This window comes from Streptomyces auratus (assembly GCF_050433025.1).
GTDB lineage: Bacteria > Actinomycetota > Actinomycetes > Streptomycetales > Streptomycetaceae > Streptomyces > Streptomyces sioyaensis.
On sequence record NZ_JBNGCB010000001.1, the window covers coordinates 3835617 to 3856207 of the forward strand.

Here is a 20591-nt window from a genome sequence, read left to right on the forward strand (position 1 = left end):
TTACGCATTTTCGTGTTCTGCATGTAGAATCTAAGGCATACAGGGTCTAGACCCTGCGAATCTTTCAGACGATCAAAGACGATCTCAGGAGTTGTCACCGTGTACTCGATCGAGATGGCCTACGCCCGCATGCGCGAGCTGCAGGACCAGGCCAATCGTTCACGTGCCCACCGCGCCGCGGCACCGCGGACCCGGCGCCGCTTCGGGCGCGCCGCCGCAGCCGAGCAGCGCTAGGGAGCGTCCGGGGCCTCCTCTTCCTTGGAGCCACCCCGCAGCTCCCCCTCCCATCGCCGGTACAGCCCGTGCGGCACCTCGGCCGCATCGAGCACCCGGCCCGCGACGAAGTCCACCAGATCCTGGATGTGCGTCGCTCCCGCATAGAACGCCGGTGAGGCGGGCAGCACCACGGCGCCCGCCTCGTCCAGCGTCACCAGATGCTTCAGCGTCGGACCGTTCAGCGGGGTCTCGCGCACCGTGACCACCAGCCGTCGCCGCTCCTTGAGCGTCACGCTCGCCACCCGCTGCAGCAGGTCCTTCGACAGCCCGAGCGCCACCCCGGCCACGCATGCGGTGCTCGCCGGGACGATCAGCATCCCCTTCACCGGATACGAGCCCGACGAGGGCCCGGCGGCCAGATCCCCGGCCGGCCAGTACCGCACATCCGCCAGGTCCGCCTCCGTCACCGGGAACGCCGACGGCTTGCCGTCCGCCCCTCGCGCCAGCCATTCCCGCAGGTCGGCGCGCCAGTGGGCATCCCGGAAGGCGATGCCGGTCTCGTCCAGCAGGGTCAGCCGCGACGCCCGGCTGACGATCAGGTCCACCGCCTCCCCGGCGGCGAGCAGCCCGCGCAAGACGGACGCGGCATACGGTGTCCCGGACGCACCGGAGATCCCCACGACCCACGGACGGCGTCGGCCGGGGTCCTTGCTGGTGTTGTTGTGCGGCGACTCCACGGCATCGAGCCTATCCGGCGGAACCGTGGACCCCCTCACGGCCGTTCTTACCTGTGCGCCCCTCGCGGAGCCCCGCCGAGGGCCGCCCCACCGGGGGCGAGAAGGGACGGCCGGAGATGAGAGCACGCGCGAAGTCCGCGATCTGCCTGATGCTGGGCTGGGTCGCCCTGCTGTGGGTACTGGAGGGCGTCGACACCGCCAGCGGGGGTGCCCTGGACTCCTTCGGGATCCAGCCGCGCGAGCCCGCCGAGCTGGCCGATGTGGTGCCCGCCGCCTTTCTGCACTTCGGCTTCGCCCATCTCATGGCGAACACCCTGCCGTTGCTGCTGCTCGGCTTCGTCGCCGCGCTGCGCAGCGGGGTGCGGCGCTTTCTCGCCGTCGTCCTGCTGATCATCCTCACCAGCGGGCTGGGCGTCTGGTTCACGGCCGCGCCGGACAGCAACACCGCGGGCGCCTCCGGCGTCATCTTCGGCCTCTTCGGCTATCTCCTGGTGCGCGGCTTCATCGAGCGCTCCCTCCTGGACATCGGCATCGGCCTGGTCATCGGCGCGCTGTACGGCTCGATCCTGTGGGGCGCGCTGCCGACGGACAGCCAGATCAGCTGGCAGGGGCACCTGTTCGGGCTGATCGGCGGAGTGCTGGCGGCCTTCGTCTTCCGCGAGCGCGCCCGGGAGGGTACGGCCGGGGCCACTGTCGGACCCGTCACGTAGCCTCGGAATCGAACGGGAGCCGCGGGGCGGGCACGACGCCCCGCACCACGCGGCCTCCATACACAGCAGTACTGCATACGGGGTGAGCAGACCATGTCCGACTACCACCAGCCCGGGTACGGACCGTACGGCGGCGGACCGCAGCAGCCGTACGGAGCCCCGCAACAGGGCTGGCCCGGCGGCGCTCCCGGCGGCTACGGCTACCCCGGCCCCCAGCAGCCCGGCTACGGCACCCAGCCGCCGTCGGCCTCGACGAGCCCCGCGATGTGGGCCCATCTCGGCACCCTGCTGATCGTCACCGCCGGCTCGGTGATGTGCTGCGGTCTGGGCGCGCTCCTGGGGTGGATCTTCCCGTTGTCCGTCCGCAACAACGAACGCCACAAGCACGATCCGTACGTCCGCCACCACGCCACCCAGGCGCTGAACTTCGGCATCACCCAGGCCATCATGGCGGCCATCGGCGCGGTGCTGTACTTCGGCAGCGCCTTCATCTTCGCCGCGGTCGCCACGGAATCCCAGCGCCAGAGCTCCGGTCTGGCCGTCCCGCTGCTGACCGTCGCCGCGATCATGGGCGCGTACGCCATAGCCGGCCTGGTCTGCGCGATCATGGCCACGGTGAAGGCGACCCGCGGCGAACTGTGGAGCTACCCGCGGCTGATCGCCTGGCCGCTCAGCAAGGGCTGAGGGGCAGGGGCGGGCCGGCCGGAGGACGCGCGGCGCCGTATCGGCCGGGCGAAGCGCCGACCGGGCGGGGCTCGGCTCCCAACCGCCGTGTGCCGCGCTCAGACCGTCAGCCCGCGCACCAGCAGATCCAGCAGCGCACAGACGAACAGCGCAATCCCGATGAACCCGTTGACCTGGAAGAACGCCCGGTTCAACCGGGTGAGGTCGTGCGGCTTCACGATCGTGTGCTCGTAGAGGAAGGCCGCCGCCACGATCACCAGCCCCAGCCAGAAGAACACGCCGGCGCCGGTCGCCAGCGCGTACCAGACGAAGAGCCCCGTCGTGACGAGGTGACAGCCGCGGGCCCCCCAGATCGCCGCCGGGATGCCGAAGCGGGCCGGGACCGACCGCACCCCGACCGCACGGTCCGTCTCGACGTCCTGGCAGGCGTAGATCAGGTCGAAGCCACCGATCCAGATACCGACCGCGATGCCGAGGATCACCGCCTCCCAGGACCAGGTCCCGGTGATCGCGATCCAGGCGCCGATCGGCCCCATCGCCTGGGCGAGGCCGAGGATGGCCTGCGGGAAGTTCGTGAACCGCTTGCCGTACGGATACACCACCATCGGCACCACCGCGACGGGCGCGAGCGCCAGGCACAGGGGGTTGAGCAGTGCCGCCGCGCCCAGGAAGACGACGAGCGCGATCACCGCGCCCGTCCATGCCGACGTCACCGACACCGCGCCGGTGACCAGTTCCCGGTGCGCGGTGCGCGGATTGCGGGCATCGATCTCGCGGTCGATGATCCGGTTCGCGGCCATCGCGAACGTCCGCAGGCCGACCATGGCGACGGTGACGAGCAGCAGCCGCCCCCAGTGGATCTGCCGGTCCGCCTCGTACATCGCGGTCAGTGCGGCGATATAGGCGAAGGGCAGCGCGAAGACCGAGTGCTCGATCATCACCAGGCGCAGAAACGCCTTGGTGCGGCCCGGCTGCGGGACCGCCGCGGATGCGCTGCTCACGAGAGTCCGTACTCCTTCCAGCGGCGGTCGACCAGCGCCGCCGTCGGCGGGTCGGACTCGACCATCGCCGGCCAGCCCCCGTCGCGCGTATAGCCCTCCTCGGGCCACTTCTTCGTCGCGTCGATACCTGCCTTGCCGCCCCAGAACTGCTGGTAGGAGGCGTGGTCGAGATGGTCGACGGGGCCTTCGACGACGGTCAGGTCCCGGGCGTAGTCGGTGTTGCCGAGCGCCCGCCAGGACACCTCGTGGAGGTTGTGGACATCGCAGTCCGCGTCCACGACCACGATCAGCTTGGTCAGCGACATCATGTGCGCGCCCCAGATGGCATGCATCACCTTCTGGGCGTGTTTGGGGTACTTCTTGTCGATCGAGACGATCGCGCAGTTGTGGAAGCCGCCGGACTCCGGCAGGTGGTAGTCCACGATGTCCGGGACGATGATCTTGAGCAGCGGCAGGAAGAACCGCTCCGTCGCCCGCCCCAGCGGCCCGTCCTCCGTCGGCGGCCGGCCCACCACGATCGACTGGAGCAGCGGCCGCTTACGCATCGTCACACAGTCGATGGTCAGCGCCGGGAACGGCTCCTGCGGGGTGTAGAAGCCGGTGTGGTCGCCGAACGGGCCCTCGGGCAGCATCTCGCCGGGCTCCAGCCAGCCCTCGATGACGACCTCGGCATTCGCCGGGACCTGCAGCGGCACGGTCTTGCAGTCGACCATCTCGATCCGCTTGCCCTGGAGGAAGCCCGCGAAGAGGTACTCGTCGATGTCCCCGGGCAGCGGTGCGGTCGAGGCGTACGTCACCGCCGGCGGGCAGCCGAAGGCGATCGCGACCGGCAGCTTCTCCCCGCGCTTGGCGGCGACCTGGTAGTGGTTGCGGCTGTCCTTGTGGATCTGCCAGTGCATCCCGATGGTGCGCTTGTCATGGCGCTGGAGGCGGTACAGACCGAGGTTGCGCACCCCGGTCTCCGGGTGCTTGGTGTGCGTCAGCCCCAGGTTGAAGAAGGAGCCGCCGTCCTCCGGCCAGGTGAACAGCGCCGGGAGCCGGTCCAGATCGACCTCGTCGCCTTGGAACACGACCTCCTGGACGGGCGCGTCCTTGACCTTCCTGGGCGGGACGTGCGTCATCCCGGCGAGCTTCCCGAACGCCTCGCGCACACCGACGAACCCGTGCGGCAGCTCCGGCTTCAACAGCCCGCCGATCTTGCCGCTGATCTCCTCGTACGACGTGAGACCCAGCGCCTTGAGCAGCCGGCGGTCGGTGCCGTAGACATTCATGGCGAGCGGCATCGCCGAGCCCTTGACGTTCTCGAAGAGCAGCGCCGGGCCACCGGACTTCTGCACCCGGTCCACGATCTCGCCGATTTCCAGATACGGATCGACCTCGGCCTTGATGCGCTTGAGGTCGCCATCCCGCTCCAGTGCGCGCAGGAACGAGCGAAGATCGTCGTAAGCCATGCCGTCCAGTATCGGGTACGCACTACCCTGGACGGGTCACCGGGCCCCGCCGCGGGCCCGCCGTCGCACGCAGGGGGATCCGTCCGCAATGCTCAGGTATCTGCCGTTCCTCCTGGTGCTGGCACTGTGGATCTACGCATTCATCGACTGCCTGAACACCCCCGAATCCCAGGTGCGCGGCCTGCCCAAGGTCATCTGGGTGCTCATCATCCTGCTCTTCGGCGAGGTGCTGGTCGGCCCGGTCGCCTGGCTGGTGGCCGGCAAGACCCGGCGACCGGTCACGGGCAACGGCTCCACGCCCTCGGAATGGCACCGCAACCACCGCTGGGTGGCCCCGGACGACAACCCCGAATTCCTCCGCTCCCTCAAGGACGAGAACAAGCAGGACGAGTCCCGCCTCAAGGACTGGGAGGCCGACCTGCGCCGCCGCGAGGAGGAACTCCGCCGCAAGAACCGCGAGGCGGCGGACGGCCCCGAGGACACTCCCTGACCCTGCCGCCCGGCGTACGGTGACGGCATGGACCGCAGGGACCGTACGCAGGACCGGGATCACGGCCACGACGAACTCCGCTCGCACGCCCGCACCGACGGCCCCCTCGACCCTCCCCCGGAACAGGCCCGCGCCATGCTGGCCACGGCGCTCGCCGAGGCCCGCGCCGGACTCGCCGAGGGCGGCATCCCGATCGGCGCGGCGCTCTACGGCCCGGACGGCACCCTCCTCGGCCGCGGCCACAACCGCCGCGTCCAGGACGACGACCCGACCCTGCACGCCGAAACCGCCGCCTTCCGCGCCGCCGGCCGCCGCCGCAGCTACCGCGGCACGACGATGGTCACCACCCTCTCCCCCTGCTGGTACTGCAGCGGCCTGATCCGCCAGTTCGGCATCTCCCGCGTCCTCATCGGCGAGACCCACACCTTCCACGGCGGCCACGACTGGCTGGCCCGGCACGGCGTCCGCATCGTCCTCCTGGACGACCCCGCTTGCACGGAGATGATGCGCGACTTCATCGCGGAACGGCCGGAGTTGTGGCGGGAGGATATCGGGGGCGAGTGAAGCCTCCCCGGCGCAATTTCGGTGGCCCCCCTCCCCCGCCCTCCGCCAGGATGCCCCCATGAGCACCACCCCCGACGCCCTCGACGCACTCGACGCCCCCGCGCCCCCGGCTTCCGAGCCGCTCCGCCGGATCCGCGCCCGGTACACCGCACAAACAGTGACGGTGTATCAGGCATACGCGCCCGCGCTGGGACTGCCGGCCGCGCGGGACGGGCGGTTTCCGGCTGCGTGGAAGCGGGAGCGGATGACATGGATCAAGCCGTCGTTCCTGTGGATGATGTACCGCTGCGGGTGGGGCGAGAAGGTCGATCAGGAGACTGTGCTCGCCGTGGAGATCGACCGGGACGGGTTCGACTGGGCGTTGCGGCAGGCCTGTCTGTCGCATTACGACCCGGCCGAGCATCCCGACCGCGGCGCCTGGCAGCGGGAGTTGAAGGGGTCGCCCGCGCGGGTGCAGTGGGATCCGGAGCGGGATCTTCGGCTTCGGCCGCTGTCTTACCGTTCGCTGCAACTGGGGCTGTCGGGGGAGGCGTCGCGGCGGTACGCGGACGAGTGGACGGTGGCGATCAGGGACGTCACACCCCTGGCCCAGGAGATCCGGGCGCGGGTGCGGTCCGGGGAGACCGCGGCGGCCGCCGCGCTGCTGCCCGAGGAGCGCCCCTACCCGGCACCCGAGGGAACTCCGGGCCTTGGCCGCGTGTCCTGACGCGGCTTTTCAAACACGTAGAGCGGGGCATGGAAGGTCCGTTGTGCGCTGCTTCGTGTGACGTACGGGACGTAGCGGCGTCCGGCCAACTCACAGCCGTTCACGGCCAATTGCGGCGTCGTTAAGCAACCTCCCCCTGCCCGGGAAACTCAGCCACCGCCACAGTCAAGTCGGCCCACTGAGGGCTCACGCGACTCAGGGAGAGTGGCACATATGCCCGACATGACCCGACGCAGACTCCTCGGCTCCGCGGCTGGCGCGGTCGGCGGCGCCGCCGCGCTGTCGCTGCTTCCGCCCAGTGTCCAGAAGGCCGTCGCCGCCGGACCCGCGCGTCACGGCTCACTGCACGACGTCGAGCACGTCGTCATGCTCATGCAGGAGAACCGCTCCTTCGACCACTACTTCGGCACCCTGCGCGGGGTGCGCGGCTTCGCCGACCCGAAGGCCCTGACGCTGCCGGACGGCCGGTCCGTCTTCCACCAGCCGGACGCGCAGAACCCGGACGGCTACCTGCTGCCGTTCCGCCTCAACACGCACACGTCCAGCGCGCAGGCCATCCCCTCCACCAGCCACGCCTGGTCCGTGCAGCACGAGGCGTGGAACGGCGGAAAGATGGACCGCTGGCTGCCCGCGCACCGCAAGGCCGACGGGGTCAACGGTCCGTATGTGATGGGCTATCACACCCGCGAGGACATTCCCTTCCAGTTCGCCCTCGCCGAATCGTTCACCCTCTGCGACAACTACTTCTGCTCGGTCTTCGGCCCCACCTGGCCCAACCGGCTGTACTGGATGACCGGCACCCTCGACCCGGGCGGCACCCGAGGCGGCCCGGTGCTCAACAACACCGCGCCCAAGGCGTACCGCTGGACGACCTACGCCGAGCGGCTGGAGGCGGCCGGCATCAGCTGGAAGGTCTACCAGGAGGAGGACGACTACGGCTGCAACCTCCTGGAGCAGTTCCAGACCTTCCGGGACTCCCAGCCCGGCCAGCCGCTCTACGAGCGCGGGATGCGGCCGCAGCCGGCCGGCACCTTCGAGGACGACGCCCGGGCCGACCGGCTCCCGGCCGTCTCCTGGCTGATCCCCACCAGCCACCAGTCCGAGCACCCGGACTATCTGCCGGCCGCCGGCGCCGACTACGTCGCCCAGAAGATCGAGGCGATCGCATCCAACCCGAAGGTGTGGGCCAAGACCGTCTTCATCCTCAACTACGACGAGAACGACGGGCTCTTCGATCATGTGCCGCCGCCGGTGCCGCCCCCGGGGACGAAGGACGAGTTCGTCAAGGGCCTGCCGATCGGCGGTGGCTTCCGGGTGCCGTGTCTGATCATCTCGCCGTGGACGGTGGGCGGCTGGGCGGCCGGCGAGGCCTTCGACCACACCTCGGTGCTGCAGTTCCTGGAGCGCTGGACGGGGGTGGCCGAGCCCAACATCAGCGACTGGCGCCGGTCCGCATTCGGCGATCTGACCTCGGCGTTCGGCTTCCGCCATGCGGCCCGGCGACCGCCGCGGCTGCCGGACGACACCGCCGAGCAGCTGGCCGAGGCGCAGTGGGACGTGGCGCATCTGCCGAAGCCGACGCTGCCGGGAGCCGACCAGCACCCGCCGCGCCAGGAACGGGGCCGGCGCAGGCGCCGCTAGGAGGCGGGCCGTGCGTCCCTCCCCGTAAGCCGTGCGCCGCTCCCCGTAAAACGACCGTGCCGTACGGAGCCGGGGCTCGTCATGAGCCCCGGGTCCCCGTACGGCACAGGTGCGGGTGAGCCGGAATCGGCGGGCCCGGAATCGGGCGGGCCCGGAGTCCGGCGGCCCGGAATCCCGCGGCCCGGAGTCGGCCGCGAGCGGCCTCCGGCAGATCAGACCCCGGCGTAAGAGTGCAGCCCCGTCACGAAGATGTTCACGCCGTAGTAGTTGAACAGGTAGCAGGCGAACGCGATCAGGCCCAGCCAGGCGGCCTTGCGGCCCTTCCAGCCGGCCGTGGAGCGGGCGTGCAGATAGCAGGCGTAGCCGACCCAGGTGATGAAGGCCCAGACCTCCTTGGGGTCCCAGCCCCAGTAGCGGCCCCAGGCGGCCTCGGCCCAGATGGCGCCCGCGATGATGGTGAACGTCCACAGCGGGAAAACGGTGGCGTTGACGCGGTAGGCGAACTTGTCGAGCGAGGCGGCCGAGGGCAGCCGCTCCAGCACCGAGGTGGCGAAGGCGCCGGGCTGCTTGCCCGCCGGGTCGGCGAGCTTGGCCTCGTAACGGTCGCGGAAGAGGAACAGCAGCGTGGCGACGGCGCCGAGGTAGAGCACCGCGCCCGAGAGGATCGCGCAGCTGACGTGGATCCACAGCCAGTACGAGTGCAGCGCGGGCACCAGCTGGTCGCTGGCGGTGTAGAGCACCGAGACGGCCAGCCCGAGGTCGAGCAGGACGGTGGTGACCAGCGGCAGCCCGATCCAGCGGACGTTCTTCCGGAGGGTGAGCAACAGCAGGTAGATGCCCACCGCGACCGCGGCGAAGGTGGTGGAGAACTCGTACATGTTGCCCCAGGGGGCACGCTGTACGGACAGGGCGCGGGTGATGACGCCGCCCACGTGCAGGCCCCAGGCCAGGACGGTCAGCGAGACGGCGATCCGCCCGTAGAGGTCGCCCTTCTCCGTGCCGCCCGCGGCGCCCGGGCCGTCGGGGACGTCGCGGCTGCCGGCGGCGGACTTGGTGATGACCTTGGGGCGCTCCAGTACGGCGGTCCCGCCGCCCTGCTGTGCCACCTTGACGGAGACCGTCGCGGGCGCCTTGGCCTGGGAGGTCAGCGCGGCGGCGGTGCGGGCGACCTTGCTGCGGCTGCCGAACACCCACTCGCTCATGTGGGCGACGAAGGCGAGCGTATAGACCGCCATTGCCGAATAGACCAGCAGATTGCTGTTGTGCGCCAGCGTCTCGTTGGCGGCGGCAGCGATGTTCACGCGCGCGCTCCTTCGGAGGGTTCAGCAGGACCGTCAGAGTCAGTGGGCTCCGCGGGGTCTTCGGAGCCGGAGTCGGCAGCGGGGGCCGCCGGATCGGGCTGCGGATCGGATTCCGGGCCGGTCGCGGCGTCCGGGACGAGCGGGGCGTCGGGCTCCAGCGCCACCGCGAGATCGCCGAGTTCCTCCGGCAACCGCGGCGACTCGCTGCGGCCGAGGCCGGCCATCTCGACGACGGTCACCCCGTCCGCCCCCTGTTCGGCCCGGACCCACACCCGGCGCCGCTGGATGAACAGCGAGCCGGCCAGGCCCAGCAGCGCGGCGACCGCGCCGGTCAGCGCGAGGCCGTTGCCGGGCTGGTGGGTGATCTTGAAGCTAGCCCAGTTCTTGATGCCGGTGAACTGGATGCTGCCGTCGCCGTTCGGCAGCTTCATCGTCTCGCCGGGCAGCATCATCTTGGCGAGCGGGGCGCCCTTGACCTTGTACTGCTTCAGATACTTCTTCTGCAGCTGGTAGACGTTCTGCGGCAGCCCCGAGTCGACGCCCAGATCACCGTGGTAGGCGGTCAACGTCAGCACCGGGTAGTCCAGCGCGGGGAACTGGGAGAACATCGACCCGGATCCCTTGCCGCCGAACGTCGGCACGAAGAAGCCCTGGAAGCCCAGCTGATTGCGCTTGCCGTCCTTGGTCTGCGCGCCCGGCACCTTCACCACACCGGTCGAGGTGAGGTTCTTGGGATCCTGCGGGAGGAAGGGGACCGCGCCCTTGTAGACGACCTTGCCGCGGCCGTCCTTGACGGTCACCTCCGGCGCATAGCCGTGCGAGAGCAGGAAGACCTTCGAACCCGCGATGTCCAGCGGGGTGTTCACCTCGACCGCCCGCCGGTGCTCCTTGCCGTCCGCGCCGGTGTAGTACGTCAGATGGGCGCGGAAGGTCCGCGGGGTGCCCTTCTGGGGGCCGCTGCGCTCGTAGGTCGCCTCGAACTTGTTCAGCGTGAAGCCGAAGGGCTCCATCGTGTCGGTGTCGAAGAAGGCACCGGACTTGAAATCGTCGAACTGGGTGAGGCTGTTGGCGAAGCCGTCGCCCTCGGTGACCAGCTTGCCGCCCTCGGACTTCCACAGGCTGCCGACGGCGAACGCCACCAGCATCACGATCAGCGCGACATGGAAGACGAGGTTGCCGGCCTCGCGCAGATAGCCCTTCTCGGCGGCGACGGCGGTGCCGGCCCGGTGGGCGCGGAACCGCCGCTTCTTCAACAGCCGCTGGGCCGCGCCGAGGACCTCCTCGGGCGCCGCGTCGGTGCGCCAGGTGGTGTACGCGGGCAGCCGGGTCAGCCGGCGCGGGGCGCCCGGCGGGCGGCCGCGGAGCTGTCCGACGAACTGCCAGCTGCGCGGCACGATGCAGCCGATCAGCGAGATGAACAGCAGCAGATAGATCGCCGAGAACCACACCGAGCTGTAGACGTGGAACATCCCGAGCTTGTCGTAGATGTCGCCGAGGGTGGCGTGGTCGGCCTTGAACTGGTCGACCTTGACCGGGTCGATGCTGGTCTGTGGGATCAGCGAGCCGGGGATCGCACCGATCGACAGCAGGAAGAGCAGCAGCAGCGCCACCCGCATCGAGGTCAGCTGCCGCCAGAACCAGCGCGCCCAGCCGATCGGGCCGAGCGAGGGGAAGGTGGCCTCCTCCTGCGGCGCGGTCGAGAGCTGGGACCCGGCGGCGCCGAGATCGCTGCCCGGATCGGCCGCGGAGCCCGGCTCGTGGGGGGTGTCGGTCTTGGTGGACATCAATCAGATCCCAACGGTGGAGCTTTGTGCCCAGCTCTGCAGGTCGGACATCAGGCTGTCCCAGATGCCGGTGACGAGGAGGATGCCGAGCGCGACCATCATGCCGCCGCCGAGCCGCATCACCCACTGATAGTGCCGCTTGACCCAGCCGAAGGCCCCGAGCACCCGGCGGAAGGCCAGCGCGACGGCGATGAACGGCAGGCCCAGGCCCAGGCAGTACGCCACGGTGAGCAGGGCCCCGCGCGCGGCGCTGGCATCGTAGAACGTCAGGGTGCTGACGGCGGCGAAGGTCGGACCCAGGCAAGGCGTCCAGCCGACGCCGAAGAGCACCCCGAGCACCGGCGCGCCGGCCAGCCCCATGGCGGGCTTCATGTGGAAGCGCAGCTCGCGCTGTCCGAAGCGCTGCAGCACGCCGGCGAACGCCAGCCCGAGCAGGATCATCAGCACGCCGAGGACGCGCGAGATGACGTCCCGGTACTCCAGCAGGCTCCGGCCGGCGAAGCCGAAGAGCGCGCCGCCGGAGACGAAGACGGCGGTGAAGCCGAGCACGAAGAGCGCGGCACCGGCCAGCATCCGCCCGCGCCGGGCCTCACCGAGGTCGGTGCCGGTGACGCCGGTCACATACGACATGTAGCCCGGTACCAGCGGCAGGACGCAGGGCGAGAAGAACGAGACGAGCCCGGCGAGGAGCGCGATGGGGACGGCGGCGAGGAGCGTGCCGTTGAGGACGGTCTGGTTTTCCGCGGCGGCGGCGAGCAGCGTCACGTGATCACTTCTCGGCGAGCAGCGGGGCGATCATCTTGCGCAGCTCGTTCTCGGCGAGCGGGCCGATCGACCGGGCGGCGATGTTGCCGTGCCGGTCGATGGCGATCGTGGAGGGGATCGACTGCGGGTTGAGGCTGCCCTTGGGGAAGCGCAGCATCAGCCGGCCGGTGGGGTCGAACAGGCTCGGGTAGGGCACCTTGTGCTCTTCCTCGAAGCTGGTGGCCTGCGACTTCTGGGAGTCGCGGGTGTTGATCCCGATGAACTGGACGCCCTTGCTCTTGGTCTCGTTCGCGACCTTGGCGAAGTTCGGCGCCTCGGCGATACAGGGGCCGCACCATGATCCCCAGACATTGAGGACGACGACCTTGCCCTTGTAGGCGGCGACGTCCAGCTTCTTGCCGGTGGTGGTCTCACCGGAGAGGTCGGGCGCGGGCTGCCGCTCGTCCTTCTTGACGGTGTCGATGCCGTTCTTGCCCTGGACGAAGCGGGTCTGCGCCGAGCCGCCGGAGGCGCCGTCGCCGCAGGCGCTCAGCGTCAGCGATGCGGCCGCGGCCCCTGCGGCGAGCAGGGCGAGACGGCGTCGGCTCGTGAGGCGGCGTGGGACGCGGCAGGCACTCATGTGAAAAGTTTCGCATGGGCCATTTACGGATCTTCCGCGCCCCCCTCCGACGGCCCGTCGCAGCCCGGCTGTGCATGTCAAGCAGCTGACAAAAACGACTTCCAGCCGCCGTTCGGACGCTGACCGACGGGAAGCTGCTGGAGCTTGCTCAGCACCTGCGGGTCCTGTGCGTCGAGCCAATCGGTGAACTGCCGGAACGACACCAGGCGGACATCTTTGTTTTGCTCGTTGGCAATGTGCTTGAGCGCTTCCTCGACGGCGTCCATGTAGATGCCGCCATTCCACTGCTCGAAGTGGTTGCCGATGAAGAACGGCGCGCGATTGGTCTCGTAGGCCCGGCGGAATCCGGAAATGTATGCGTCGGTGGCCTGCTGCCGCCAGCCCGGGTAGTTGGCCGGCGGGCCCTTCGTGGAGTTCTTCGACTGATTGAACATGATGTTGTAGTCCATCGAGAGCACCTGGAAACGGTGCCCCGGGAACGGAATCAGCTGGAGCGGGAAGTCCCAGATGCCCATCTTCTTCTTCGGCCACATCTGGAGACCGCCGCTCGAACTGGCGTCATAACGCCAGCCGAGTTCCTTGGCGGTGGGCAGCAGGTTGTCCTGGCCGAGCAGGCAGGGGGTGCGGCTGCCGACCAATTCCTTGCGGTAGTCGAACGGCAACGCTTCGACATCGGTGAACCCGGTGTTCGTGCGCCACTTCGTGACGAAGTCCATCGCCTGGTCGATCTCGGACTGCCACTGCCGGGGCGTCCAGTGCTTGACCGAGGTCGGGGCGTCGCCGCAGAAGTGCCCGTTGAAGTGGGTACCGATCTCGTGGCCGTCCAGCCAGGCCTCCCGCACGTACTTCAGGGTCTCCTTGATGTGGTCGTCGCTGAGGTAGCCGATGGCGGAGGCGCCCCGCTGGTTGTTCGGCGGGTTGTAGAGGTGCTTCTTGGATTCCGGCAGGAGATAGAGCCCGGAGAGGAAGAAGGTCATCGCCGCGCCGTGGTCCTTGGCGAGCTTGAGGAAACGGGGGAAGAGGCCGTTGCCGACCTCTCCGGCCCCGTCCCAGGAAAAGACCACGAACTGCGGAGGGGTCTGACCGGGCGCCAGCCGTTCGGGGGCCTTGGGCTGATGGGGCTGCGCGCCGGAATTCGCGGTCGAACCGTCACCGATGGGCTTCGACCGGGCCTGGACCGAGTTCTTGACCCGCTGCTTGTCCGCCCCCGCGTTATCAGAGTCCGACGACGAGCAGCCGGCGACGCCCAGCGCCGCGGCTGCTCCCACTCCCATCCCCAACAGGTGTCGCCGACTCATCGCGCGCATACCCTCGACCCCATCCGTGCTCGCCGAACTCGATATCCATATAAACGGACAACCGAGAAGAGGGCATGTCGAGCGTTGGGGTTCCGGCTAATCGCTCAGATTTTCATTTTTCCTGGCTTTGACACTCCGCCAGATGATGCAGCGTCAGGCCCCGAAAGCCTTGGCCTTTCCCTTGACGGGTTTGGCGCCCGCCAGAAGATGGGAGGGAACCAGGTCGCGCGCCGGCTCGCTGTACCCCACCGAAATGATCTTGTCGCCGTGGAAGGTGAACGACGTCAGCGAGGCCAGCGTGCACTGCCGCTTCCGCGGGTCGTGCCACAGCCGGCGCCGCTCGGCGAAGCTGCGCACGATCCAGATCGGCAGCTGATGGCTGACCGCCACCGCCTCGTGCCCGCGCGCCGCGTCGCGCGCCGCCCCCAGCGCCGCCATCATCCGTACGACCTGCTCGATGTACGGCTCGCCCCACGACGGGCGAAACGGATTCGTCAGGTACTTCCAGTTCCCCGGCTTCTTCAGCGCGCCGTCACCGACCCCGAAGGTCTTCCCCTCGAAGACGTTGCCGGCCTCGATCAGCCGCTCATCGGTGGCCAGCTCCAGGCCGTGCGCACCGGCGATCGGCTCCGCGGTCTCCTGCGCGCGCTCCAGCGGCGAGGCGACGACATGCGTGATGTCGCGCCCCGCGAGGTGCTCCGCCACCCGGTCGGCCATCTTCCGCCCCAGGTCGGAGAGGTGGTAGCCGGGCCGGCGCCCGTAGAGGACGCCGTCGGGGTTGTGCACCTCGCCGTGCCGCATCAGATGCACGACGGTGATGTCTTCGCTGCTCATGTCACCCATTCATTCAGTCGTCGGCCGGCGGGCGCCGGCGGCGCCGGACCCTTGCCTCAGGCGGTCGCTTCGGCCGCGGCCCGCGCGGCGGCCGGGAGTGCGGCGGCGATCCGCTCGACGGCCGCCGTGTCGTGCGCGGTCGAGACGAACCACGACTCGAAGGCGGACGGCGGGAGGTAGACGCCCTGCGACAGCATCGAGTGGAAGAAGGCGGTGAAGCGGAACGAGTCCTGCGCCTTGGCGGCGTCGTAATCGGTCACCTCGGCATCCGTGAAGAAGACCGTGAACATGTTCCCCGCGGCCTGGATCCGGTGCGCCACGCCCTCCTTCGCCAGCGCGGCGGTGACCAGGCCCCGCACCTCCGCCGAGACCGCGTCGACCTTCTCGTACGCGGCGTCGTCCAACAGCCGCAGCTGGGCGACACCCGCGGCGGTGGCGATCGGGTTCCCGGACAGGGTGCCCGCCTGGTAGACGGGGCCGGCCGGGGCGAGATGCGCCATGACGTCGGCCCGGCCGCCGAAGGCCGCGGCCGGGAAGCCACCGCCCATGACCTTGCCGAACGTCATGAGATCCGGACGTACCCCGTCAATTCCGTACCAACCGGCCTTGCTGACGCGGAAGCCCGTCATCACCTCGTCGGAGATGTAGAGCGCGCCGTTGCCGGCGCAGAGGTCCTTCAGGCCCTGGTTGAAGCCGGGCAGCGGCGGCACGACACCCATGTTGCCCGGCGCCGCCTCCGTGATCACACAGGCGACCTCGCCCGGGTGCGCGGCGAACGCGGCCCGCACCGACTCCAGGTCGTTGTACGGCAGCACGATCGTGTCGCCGGCCTGGGCACCCGTCACGCCCGGCGTGTCGGGCAGACCGAAGGTCGCCACGCCCGAACCCGCGGCGGCCAGCAGCGCGTCCACGTGCCCGTGGTAGCAGCCGGCGAACTTGATCACCTTCGGCCGGCCGGTGAAGCCGCGCGCCAGCCGGATCGCCGACATCGTCGCCTCGGTCCCGCTGGAGACCAGCCGCACCTGCTCGACCGGCTCGATCCGGGCCACGATCTCCTCGGCCAGCTCGACCTCGCCGGCACCGGGCGTACCGAAGGACGTCCCGCGGGCGACCGCATCCTGGACCGCGGCGATCACCTCGGGGTGCGAGTGGCCGAGGATCATCGGCCCCCACGAGCACACGAGGTCCACATATTCACGGCCATCGGCGTCGGTGAGGTACGGACCGGCGCCGGACACCATGAACCGGGGCGTACCCCCCACAGCGCGGAACGCGCGGACCGGAGAATTGACGCCGCCCGGCGTCACGGCGGACGCCCGGTCGAACAGCGACTGCGAAACTGGGGCTTCATACGGAAAAGACACGGTGATCCTGACCTGCATAAACGGCGGTAGGGCGGCGCGCGGACGCGGCCCGGATGGCATCGGTACGAGAATCCCTCGCGGTACGTGTGGACGGGCCGCTCGGTTCAGTCTCGATCCTTTTTTGATTCCTCTCGCTTTCGACCGGGCGTCAGCCCCCACTCGTCTGCGAAACTGGGGCCGACGTACGAGTAAGTCACGCAAGCAATGGTCTCAGAGGCGCACGGCGGCGTGCGGCCGGGCGTTTCGCGCGCCGGTGACGGGGGAGGTCTCTGAGACGATGATCGGGTTGCGCGGCTGGGGCTGCGAGTGGTCGGGTGGAGATATGCATCGCGGTGGCGAACTGGGCGAGGGAACCAATGACCGGGGTCCCGAGCGCGCCCAGCGCGGCCGTCACCGGCGCGAGGAAACCACGGGCGGGGACATCAGGGGCGGCCGCATGGGGGTGACGTACAAGTACTTCGGCGCGCCCAACGGCGCGACCGCGGCCCGCGTCCCGATCTCCATGCGCCCCGAAGAGCTCGGCGGTGACGAACTCGGCATGGGCGGCATGTTCTCCAAGATCAAGCCGGAGACGATGGCCGCCATGGTCCTCACAGGTATAGAGGGCATACCGCTCCATAAGGTTCCGCCGCTGGAGCTTGTCGTCCTCCACCCCGACTACGCCGTCGTCAAGCTCCCCATGACCGTGGTCGACCCGCTGCGCGGGGTCGGCGAGGAGTCGGTCGGCGCGGCCGCCTTCATCTGGTCCACGGTCCCCGACCGCGGCGGCCCGCGCGACGCGTTCTCCGTCTACCAGCTCCTGCACGAGTGGCAGGACTTCAGCCACCGGCTGCACGAGGCGGGGCACCAGGCGTACTGCCTGGTCTGGCCGTAACGGTTCAGCGCGGACGCGGCGGCCCTCGGCGCGCGAGGTGCCGGGCCGGTCCACCGGGCGGGGCGGGGCTCGCCGGTCATCCGGTGAGTCCCGGGCCGCCGGGTCACCATGTGGGGCGGGCCGAGACACCGCCGTCGACGACCAGATCGTGTCCGGTGATCCAGGACGCCATCGGCGAGGCCAGGAAGACACAGGCGTCGCCCACGTCCTGCGGCCGCCCCAACCGCCCGGCGGGCGCCGCCTCTTGCCAGCGGCGCACCCCCTCCGGCCAGTCCTCCGCCAGGCCGGGACGGGCGATCAGACCGGGCGAGACGCTGTTGACGCGGATCCCGTAGGGCCCGTACTCCAGCGCCGCCGACCGCGCGTGCATCACCACCGCCGCCTTGGACGCGCAGTAGTGGGCGTGTCGCGGCGCCGGACGGGCCGCCTCGATCGAGGCGATGTGGGTGACCGAGCCCCCCGTCGGCCCGGAGGTCCCCCGGTCCGCCCGCATCACGGCCACCGCGGCCTGGGTACAGGCGAAGACGCTGTGCACCGTGGGATCCGCCACCGCCCGCCAGTCGGCGAGCGACATCGCCGCCAGCTCCTGCGTCGGCTGCACCCCCGCGTTGTTCACCAGCGCGGTGAGCCGCCCGCGCCAGCCGGCCGCCTCGGTCACCAGGCGGTGGCACTCCTCCTCGACGGCCAGATCGGCGCGCAGCGCCAGCGCGCTCCCGCCGTCCGCCTCGATCCGCTCGACCAGCGCCCGCGCCGCCCGGGCGCCCGTGCGGTAATGCACCACGACGGCGGCGCCCGCGGCGGCGAAGCGCAGCGCGATCCCGCCGCCGAGGCCCCCGGAGGCGCCGGTGACAAGAGCGACCTGACCGCGCAGATCGGGCAGCCCGGGGTCGCGCGGGCCGGGGGCGGCGTCGGAGGGGGTCTCGGTCATGGCCGGCTCAGCGCCGTGATCCGCGCCGCCTCCCGGGGAAAGCGCGCGGCCAATTCGGCGGCGTCCCCGTGCTCGTAGTCCTCGAAGGTGAATCCGGGCGCCATCGTGCAGCCGAAGAGCGTCCAGGCACCGCCGTCGGCGACCTCGGCGGCCATCCACGTACCGGCCGGCACCGTGAACTGGACGTGCTGTCCGCCCAGGACGTCCGGCCCGAGCACGACCGTACGGGCGGCACTGCCTTCCGCAAGGAGGAACAGGGTGAGCGGATCGCCCCGGTAGAAGTGCCAGATCTCGTCGGTGGGGAGTCGGTGCAGGGCGGAGAAGTCGCCCGGCTCGGCGGTCAGCAGCATCACGATCGCCGAGCCCTCGGGCCGCCCGTCGGGGCGCTCGGGACCCGCCCAGGTGCGCCGGTAGCGCCCGCCCTCGCGGGGCAACGGCGCCAGCCCGTAGAAATCGATCAGCGCCTCAGGGAGCCGGTCGTGGGACGTGTGCCGGTCGTCCATCTGCGGGCTGCCTCCCACTCGTCGCCGACTGCGGGTGATGTTCCACCCTAGGCACGAAGTCGGCGCGGCGCGGGCACAATCGGGCCATGTCCGATACCGCGTCCGACGCCCCGTCAGCAGCCGTCCCCGCCACTCCGTCCGGCGGTGCCGCGCCCCTGGACCTGTCCGCCGTCTGGGAGGCGGTCGACGGGATCGTGCACTGGCTGGACCGGGAGAGCACCCTGCCGCCCGAACAGGAGCGGCTGCTGCGGCTGCTGAAGCTCTCGGAGGAGGCCGGCGAGGTCGCGCAGGCCGTCATCGGGGCCACCGGCCAGAACCCGCGCAAGGGACACAGCCACACCTGGGACGAGGTGCACGGCGAGCTGTGCGATGTGATCCTCACGGCGATGGTGGCCCTGCGGACCCTGACGCCCGAGGCCCGCGGGGTGTTCGACGAGCGTCTGCGGCGGGTGGCAGCACGGCTGCCGGCGCCGCCTGCCGGGGGACGGGGCGGTCCCGGCGCGCCGGCCTCCTGAGGCCCGTCAGCCGGCCGTCCACTGCGGGTCGCGGCCCGTCTCGGCCAGCAGTACGTCAAGGTCACCGGCGCCGGGCGGGACGGGGAGCGGCTCGGCGAAGACGTTCATCTTCCGGGCCGTCGGGCCCATCTGTGCGACCAGCGCCCGCAGCTCGGCCACACAGTCATCGGCCGGCACATACGGCTGCCCGGTCGCCCGCGCCACGTCCCAGCCGTGCACCGTCAGATCCAGCAGCACCATCGCGCCGACGGTCCGCGCCGGCAGATTCATCCCGCCGGTCAGCCCGTCCTCCGCGCCCGGCGCCGCCCACGCCTCGACCAGCCGCGCCGTTTCGGCCGCGAACCGGTCGGGCCACTGCGTCCCGTACTCCCCGAGCCGGTCGGGGGTACGGCTGAAGTCCGCGTCCTTCTTGGCGGCCAGCGTCTGGAAGGCGACCACCACATGGAAGAGATGGTTGAGCAGGGCCCGTACGTCGTACTCGGCGCAGGGCGTCGGCCGCGCCAGCTGGTCCTCGCGCACCGCGCGCAGGACGGGGAGCGCCGCCTCGGCCGACGCGGCGAGCAGCGCGCTGATCGGCGGGGACGGCTGGGCGGAGGGGGTCGTGCGGGGCGGTTCGGCGCCGACCCGCGGGGCCGGGTGGGCGGATTCGCCGCCGTAGGTGTCGTCCGGGATGTCCTGCATGCCGTTCATGCCGAGGACGCTACGTGCGGCTGCCGGCGGTGGCTTGAAAAAACGCGACAGCTCCTTGGCGGAGCCACGGCCCTAGGATCCAGGACATGGCCGCTCCACGGCGCGACACCCGGGGCATCGTCGACGCCCCCGGGCTCTTCACGCGGGTGCAGTTCCGCCGCCGCACCCCGGCCGCCCCGCTGCGCCCATACGTCGAGCACTACTGGCTGATCGACTGGGACCTGTCCGAGCCGTACGCCACCCATGTCGTCCCGCATCCGTGCGTGAACATCGTCTTCCAGCGGTACGCCGACCGCCCCGGATTCGGGGAGGTCGCGGGCGCCGGACGGGAGGTGTTCGCCCAGCAGCTGGCGGGCCGCGGGCGGGTGTGCGGGGTGCAGTTCCGGCCCGGCGGGTTCCGCCCGTTCACCCCGGAGCGGCCGGCCACCGACTGGACGGACCGCCGGCTGCCGCTGGCGACGGCCTTCGGGCACGTCGACGCCGGCGCCACCGCGGTCGCCGTACTGGAGCCGGACCACGAGGACGCCCGGGTCGCCGCGCTCGACGCCGTACTGACCCCGCTCCTGCGGGCCGAGCCGCGGATCCTCGACCAGGCCCGGCTCGCCATGCGGCTGGCCGACCGGATCCGTACCGACCGGACGATCCGCCGGGTCGCGGACTTCGCACGGTCCGAGGGCCTGTCCCTGCGGGCCCTGCAGCGGCTGTTCGCCGGATACGTCGGGGTCAGCCCCAAGTGGGTGGTGCTGCGCTACCGGGTGCACGAGGCACTGGAGCGCGCCGCGTCCGACGCGGAGGTCGACTGGGCCGCGCTCGCCGCCGAACTGGGCTACAGCGATCAGGCGCATCTGATCCGCGATGTCACCGCCACCGTCGGGGTCCCGCCGACGGCTTACGCGCGCTGAGCCCGCCGGCCGCC

At 70.6% G+C, this 20591-nt stretch carries 23 protein-coding genes; 10 read left to right on the forward strand and 13 right to left on the reverse strand.

The features are described 5' to 3' along the window. Positions 1-99: 99 nt before the first annotated feature. Complete coding sequence (locus BKA18_RS16590) at positions 100-234, forward strand: hypothetical protein (protein WP_366048254.1); 135 nt, start codon at positions 100-102, stop codon at positions 232-234. Here BKA18_RS16590 and BKA18_RS16595 read toward each other — a convergent pair. Next, on the reverse strand, positions 231-953 hold the full coding sequence (locus BKA18_RS16595) for a UbiX family flavin prenyltransferase (RefSeq protein WP_093483870.1): 723 nt from the start codon (positions 951-953) through the stop codon (positions 231-233). The genes BKA18_RS16590 and BKA18_RS16595 overlap by 4 nt on opposite strands. Before the next feature lie 116 nt (positions 954-1069). Between BKA18_RS16595 and BKA18_RS16600 the strand changes: the two genes are divergently transcribed. Continuing rightward, positions 1070-1663: a rhomboid family intramembrane serine protease gene (locus BKA18_RS16600; RefSeq protein ID WP_366048252.1), complete on the forward strand. Its 594-nt coding sequence runs from the start codon at positions 1070-1072 to the stop codon at positions 1661-1663. A gap of 93 nt (positions 1664-1756) precedes the next feature. Further along, complete coding sequence (locus BKA18_RS16605) at positions 1757-2347, forward strand: magnetosome magnetite crystal formation protein family (RefSeq protein ID WP_366048251.1); 591 nt, start codon at positions 1757-1759, stop codon at positions 2345-2347. 98 nt (positions 2348-2445) lie between these two features. Here the strand turns inward: BKA18_RS16605 and mqnP are convergent, their stop codons facing one another. Further along, a complete protein-coding gene (gene mqnP / locus BKA18_RS16610; RefSeq protein ID WP_366048250.1) occupies positions 2446-3348 on the reverse strand; it encodes a menaquinone biosynthesis prenyltransferase MqnP in 903 nt (300 codons plus the stop codon). Next, on the reverse strand, positions 3345-4799 hold the full coding sequence (locus BKA18_RS16615; RefSeq protein WP_366048249.1) for a menaquinone biosynthesis decarboxylase: 1455 nt from the start codon (positions 4797-4799) through the stop codon (positions 3345-3347). Before BKA18_RS16615 ends, mqnP begins: the two co-directional genes overlap by 4 nt. Positions 4800-4887: 88 nt before the next feature. Between BKA18_RS16615 and BKA18_RS16620 the strand changes: the two genes are divergently transcribed. From BKA18_RS16620 to BKA18_RS16635, 4 genes are all read left to right on the forward strand, one after another. Next, positions 4888-5289, forward strand: coding sequence for a PLD nuclease N-terminal domain-containing protein (locus BKA18_RS16620; RefSeq protein WP_366048248.1), 402 nt, complete (start codon positions 4888-4890; stop codon positions 5287-5289). Positions 5290-5316: 27 nt separating this feature from the next. Next, positions 5317-5853: a nucleoside deaminase gene (locus tag BKA18_RS16625; RefSeq protein WP_366048247.1), complete on the forward strand. Its 537-nt coding sequence runs from the start codon at positions 5317-5319 to the stop codon at positions 5851-5853. Positions 5854-5911: 58 nt separating this feature from the next. Beyond that, entirely contained in the window at positions 5912-6559 is a 648-nt protein-coding gene (locus tag BKA18_RS16630) for a DUF4291 domain-containing protein (RefSeq protein WP_366048246.1), read from the forward strand. Between the two features lie 213 nt (positions 6560-6772). Continuing rightward, positions 6773-8200, forward strand: a complete 1428-nt coding sequence (locus tag BKA18_RS16635; protein WP_366048245.1) for an alkaline phosphatase family protein — start codon at positions 6773-6775, stop codon at positions 8198-8200. A 212-nt stretch (positions 8201-8412) separates the two neighbouring features. Here the strand turns inward: BKA18_RS16635 and ccsB are convergent, their stop codons facing one another. The 7 genes from ccsB to hemL form a co-directional block, all read right to left on the reverse strand. Continuing rightward, entirely contained in the window at positions 8413-9501 is a 1089-nt protein-coding gene (gene ccsB, locus BKA18_RS16640; protein WP_366048243.1) for a c-type cytochrome biogenesis protein CcsB, read from the reverse strand. After that, positions 9498-11285 (reverse strand): cytochrome c biogenesis protein ResB, encoded by a 1788-nt coding sequence (gene resB / locus BKA18_RS16645; protein WP_366048242.1) that lies wholly within the window; start codon positions 11283-11285, stop codon positions 9498-9500. The genes ccsB and resB overlap by 4 nt, the downstream gene beginning before the upstream one ends. Positions 11286-11288: 3 nt before the next feature. After that, positions 11289-12050: a cytochrome c biogenesis CcdA family protein gene (locus BKA18_RS16650; RefSeq protein WP_006604778.1), complete on the reverse strand. Its 762-nt coding sequence runs from the start codon at positions 12048-12050 to the stop codon at positions 11289-11291. Between the two features lie 4 nt (positions 12051-12054). Beyond that, positions 12055-12669, reverse strand: coding sequence for a TlpA family protein disulfide reductase (locus tag BKA18_RS16655; RefSeq protein WP_006604777.1), 615 nt, complete (start codon positions 12667-12669; stop codon positions 12055-12057). Between the two features lie 77 nt (positions 12670-12746). Continuing rightward, positions 12747-13976 carry a polysaccharide deacetylase family protein gene (locus BKA18_RS16660; protein ID WP_366048240.1) on the reverse strand — a complete coding sequence of 410 codons (1230 nt, stop codon included), beginning with the start codon at positions 13974-13976 and terminating at the stop codon, positions 12747-12749. Between the two features lie 144 nt (positions 13977-14120). Beyond that, a complete protein-coding gene (locus BKA18_RS16665) occupies positions 14121-14801 on the reverse strand; it encodes a histidine phosphatase family protein (protein ID WP_093483889.1) in 681 nt (226 codons plus the stop codon). Positions 14802-14857: 56 nt separating this feature from the next. Next, the gene (gene hemL, locus BKA18_RS16670) at positions 14858-16183 is read right to left on the reverse strand and encodes a glutamate-1-semialdehyde 2,1-aminomutase (RefSeq protein ID WP_366048238.1); all 1326 of its coding nucleotides are present in this window, start codon (positions 16181-16183) and stop codon (positions 14858-14860) included. Positions 16184-16487: 304 nt separating this feature from the next. Between hemL and BKA18_RS16675 the strand changes: the two genes are divergently transcribed. Continuing rightward, complete coding sequence (locus BKA18_RS16675; RefSeq protein ID WP_078568699.1) at positions 16488-17039, forward strand: hypothetical protein; 552 nt, start codon at positions 16488-16490, stop codon at positions 17037-17039. Between the two features lie 103 nt (positions 17040-17142). Here the strand turns inward: BKA18_RS16675 and BKA18_RS16680 are convergent, their stop codons facing one another. Further along, on the reverse strand, positions 17143-17967 hold the full coding sequence (locus BKA18_RS16680) for an SDR family NAD(P)-dependent oxidoreductase (RefSeq protein ID WP_366048237.1): 825 nt from the start codon (positions 17965-17967) through the stop codon (positions 17143-17145). Next, entirely contained in the window at positions 17964-18470 is a 507-nt protein-coding gene (locus BKA18_RS16685; RefSeq protein ID WP_366048236.1) for a cupin domain-containing protein, read from the reverse strand. Before BKA18_RS16685 ends, BKA18_RS16680 begins: the two co-directional genes overlap by 4 nt. Before the next feature lie 86 nt (positions 18471-18556). Here BKA18_RS16685 and BKA18_RS16690 point away from each other — a divergent pair, with 86 nt between their 5' ends. After that, positions 18557-18985: a MazG-like family protein gene (locus BKA18_RS16690; protein ID WP_366048235.1), complete on the forward strand. Its 429-nt coding sequence runs from the start codon at positions 18557-18559 to the stop codon at positions 18983-18985. A gap of 6 nt (positions 18986-18991) precedes the next feature. Here BKA18_RS16690 and BKA18_RS16695 read toward each other — a convergent pair whose 3' ends face one another. Then, a complete protein-coding gene (locus BKA18_RS16695; protein WP_366048234.1) occupies positions 18992-19675 on the reverse strand; it encodes a TIGR03086 family metal-binding protein in 684 nt (227 codons plus the stop codon). A gap of 86 nt (positions 19676-19761) precedes the next feature. On the opposite strand from BKA18_RS16695, the gene BKA18_RS16700 reads away from it, so the two are divergent. Then, complete coding sequence (locus BKA18_RS16700; protein WP_366048233.1) at positions 19762-20577, forward strand: DUF6597 domain-containing transcriptional factor; 816 nt, start codon at positions 19762-19764, stop codon at positions 20575-20577. The last annotated feature ends 14 nt before the right edge of the window (positions 20578-20591 follow it).

Excerpts from the sequence above, each read along its gene's own strand:
- BKA18_RS16600 (WP_366048252.1), top strand. The coding sequence starts at position 1,070 with ATGAGAGCACGCGCGAAGTCCGCGATCTGCCTGATGCTGGGCTGGGTC.
- BKA18_RS16605 (WP_366048251.1), top strand. The coding sequence starts at position 1,757 with ATGTCCGACTACCACCAGCCCGGGTACGGACCGTACGGCGGCGGACCG.
- BKA18_RS16615 (WP_366048249.1), bottom strand. The coding sequence starts at position 4,799 with ATGGCTTACGACGATCTTCGCTCGTTCCTGCGCGCACTGGAGCGGGAT.
- BKA18_RS16620 (WP_366048248.1), top strand. The coding sequence starts at position 4,888 with ATGCTCAGGTATCTGCCGTTCCTCCTGGTGCTGGCACTGTGGATCTAC.
- BKA18_RS16625 (WP_366048247.1), top strand. The coding sequence starts at position 5,317 with ATGGACCGCAGGGACCGTACGCAGGACCGGGATCACGGCCACGACGAA.
- BKA18_RS16630 (WP_366048246.1), top strand. The coding sequence starts at position 5,912 with ATGAGCACCACCCCCGACGCCCTCGACGCACTCGACGCCCCCGCGCCC.
- BKA18_RS16635 (WP_366048245.1), top strand. The coding sequence starts at position 6,773 with ATGCCCGACATGACCCGACGCAGACTCCTCGGCTCCGCGGCTGGCGCG.
- resB (WP_366048242.1), bottom strand. The coding sequence starts at position 11,285 with ATGTCCACCAAGACCGACACCCCCCACGAGCCGGGCTCCGCGGCCGAT.
- BKA18_RS16655 (WP_006604777.1), bottom strand. The coding sequence starts at position 12,669 with ATGAGTGCCTGCCGCGTCCCACGCCGCCTCACGAGCCGACGCCGTCTC.
- BKA18_RS16660 (WP_366048240.1), bottom strand. The coding sequence starts at position 13,976 with ATGCGCGCGATGAGTCGGCGACACCTGTTGGGGATGGGAGTGGGAGCA.
- BKA18_RS16665 (WP_093483889.1), bottom strand. The coding sequence starts at position 14,801 with ATGAGCAGCGAAGACATCACCGTCGTGCATCTGATGCGGCACGGCGAG.
- hemL (WP_366048238.1), bottom strand. The coding sequence starts at position 16,183 with ATGCAGGTCAGGATCACCGTGTCTTTTCCGTATGAAGCCCCAGTTTCG.
- BKA18_RS16675 (WP_078568699.1), top strand. The coding sequence starts at position 16,488 with ATGCATCGCGGTGGCGAACTGGGCGAGGGAACCAATGACCGGGGTCCC.
- BKA18_RS16680 (WP_366048237.1), bottom strand. The coding sequence starts at position 17,967 with ATGACCGAGACCCCCTCCGACGCCGCCCCCGGCCCGCGCGACCCCGGG.
- BKA18_RS16685 (WP_366048236.1), bottom strand. The coding sequence starts at position 18,470 with ATGGACGACCGGCACACGTCCCACGACCGGCTCCCTGAGGCGCTGATC.
- BKA18_RS16690 (WP_366048235.1), top strand. The coding sequence starts at position 18,557 with ATGTCCGATACCGCGTCCGACGCCCCGTCAGCAGCCGTCCCCGCCACT.
- BKA18_RS16695 (WP_366048234.1), bottom strand. The coding sequence starts at position 19,675 with ATGAACGGCATGCAGGACATCCCGGACGACACCTACGGCGGCGAATCC.
- BKA18_RS16700 (WP_366048233.1), top strand. The coding sequence starts at position 19,762 with ATGGCCGCTCCACGGCGCGACACCCGGGGCATCGTCGACGCCCCCGGG.